Origin of the sequence: Bradyrhizobium sp. th-b2, assembly GCF_000426785.1 — a bacterium.
Taxonomy (GTDB): domain Bacteria; phylum Pseudomonadota; class Alphaproteobacteria; order Rhizobiales; family Xanthobacteraceae; genus Bradyrhizobium; species Bradyrhizobium septentrionale.
This window is the reverse complement of the sequence record NZ_AUGA01000209.1, coordinates 1-2,322: the sequence shown is the minus strand read 5'-3', so window position 1 is coordinate 2,322 and position 2,322 is coordinate 1. Positions and strand designations below refer to the sequence as shown.

1 protein-coding gene is annotated in these 2,322 nt (G+C 57.5%); it reads right to left on the bottom strand.

The window, feature by feature from the left end:
* The coding region (locus K359_RS63905) for a hypothetical protein (RefSeq protein ID WP_035978546.1) at window positions 1-866 on the bottom strand (866 nt) is incomplete at its 3' end.
* Window positions 867-2,322: the final 1,456 nt, after the last annotated feature.

Sequence of the window (2,322 nt, the reverse complement as noted above, 5' to 3'; positions counted from 1 at the left end):
CTCGGAGCGACCTTCGCCCCGGTGATGAACAGGCGATGCAACTTGCCGTCTTTCATTGTGGGCTGTGCGGTGACACGAAGGGTCGCGCCTTCGTCGAGCGCCTTCGTGTAGACGTTGTGGGGCTCATCGAGCACCGCATCGGCGATCTTGCCGGGCACGATTCTGTTCTGCTCTAAAATCTCGATGCGGCATGCACCATTGGTTTTGAAAACGCCGTGGATTTTCACGTCATAGGTGACGGGCTCCGCCAAACTCAGTTGCTCAGTCGACCGCAACACTTCTGCCGCCGGCTCGTCGATCACAGACGCATCGCGATCGTCGCCGATCTGTAGCAGGCGCACCGTGCGCCCAACGGGCTCGGGGATTTGCCGGATCGATGCGCGGTTTTCTCGGTGTAGTGCGTTGATGATCTTGTATAGCGCGGCTTTGTCCTGCATTTGGCCCTGCAATACTTGCCGCGAGAACTCGACGTGCTCCATCGCGAGCGAATGGATTTTATCGACAGCGTTGTCTGTGCTCTTCTTTTTGCCAAGCGCCTTTTCGATCACGGCTTCAATGACGAATTGGGTCAGTCTCTTGCCGACCGTCATCAGGATCGGCGTGTAGACCGGCATCTGCCCCGAGGTGACGACTGCGAAAATCTCTTGGATCAGACCGTTTGTTTTGCTCGGGCCGACGCAGAAGCGGATTTGATACGAACGCGGGTCGTGCGTGATCTCTTCGTGGAAAAGCTCGTGGCAGATGCTGTTGGCGAGCTTCGTGACGCCGATTAGTGACTTGCCGAATTGCTGCGCATCAACGAGATGCTGATCGGCGAGTAGTCCTCGATAGGTGATTGGTATCGCGTCAAAAAGCGGCTGCTGCATCGGCAATGCGTCCCGACCCGTCAAAAGGATAGTTGTGCCTTGGGCGAGCGGCTACCGCAAGGTGCCCTTTCGGATAACCAGCGACCCCAGCGCCCTGCCCGACCAGTACAAACGTTCTAGAGACACGCGTGGCGAACGGGGATAGGGTTACAACCCGAACGGGAGCTGCGCGAAGCGTGACGGGAGAGCTGACCGAACCGATATCGAGCAGCGGCCTTCCGTGCTAAGCCGGCTTAGCTGTGTGGAGCGTTGGCGGAGGGCGCGTTTCGATCGACTGCTCGGCGATCCTGTGCGGGATCGTGACCAAGTAATCCTTGCGGCTCGCCTCTATCTGCAGGTTAGTGCGCTCCGCATGGCCGCCGAGCGCGGGATCATCTAGGTCAGCGCGGCCGGATTTACGTTAAGGGCGAGTAGCCGGTATGCTGGGGCTCCCACAAGGGCGGCGCTTTCCTACTGCATCCGGTGTAACCGGGACTGATCTCTTATTTCGACCCCAAGCGAGGGCTCGGCTTGCCTATGCGCTCATCGCGGAGCGGGCAGGATGGCTTTTTCCGGCGTTAGCCAGAGGGAAAATTTCAAACCAAATTTGGGCTAAGCCCGTGCCGCAAGACAGCATTTCGAATGACGCACCCCGACGGGCAATTGAGTGTGTTGGTCGAGCGAGAAAGATCAAACCATCCCCCTCAGGAACCGCTTGGTTTCCGGTAGAATGCCGTACCGTACCAATGTGCGGCATTCAAAGATTCAGAGAAAAATGGACTCTCTGGCAGCTTCGAGGACTCAGTTTTGGAGCGGTCGGCGTTCTTAGGCGCGCCGGAAAATGCAACAAAAGCGGCGAGTTTTCGAGCCTTTCTCCGTTTGGAAGTACGAACTGGCGGAGCGAAGTGGCGGAGCGAGGAGGATTCGAACTCCTGGTACGGTCGGGTCGCAGTCTTGGTCGAATTAGTCTCCGCCCGGTCGCTCCCCAAAATGGGAACTTCCGGGACAAGGCGGGAGACTTTCGGCGGTCTGGTCCCAGAAACCCTAGATGCCGAGGTGACGGAGACCCATGCAGCCCACAGAAATCGGCCATTTTAGGCCAATTCTCATGCTTTTCCAGGCACTTGCCTGTTAGCGTACACTGGATGGCTGGCGACGCAGTACTGATCGGACCTGTCTCCGGGCAAATTCCCTGCAAACAGGGAATAGAGGGAATCTGGCGGTTTTGGTGGCTCGGAGAGCCGCCCACTTGCTACAAAACGCTGTAGTGCAGCATCTTTTTGGGCCAATTCCCTGCGCCAACTAACAGGGAATTTTATCGGGCGAACAGGGTATCGTCGGGATCCGAACAGGGAACAGTCGGTCGCGGGGTAACCTACTGAGTAAGCGTCCATTTCTCGCACACTTTTCCTGCGGCACGGAAGCACGATCTGTTCTCGTTCTCGATTTGCAAATGAGGAGAACGAGATGGCGGACG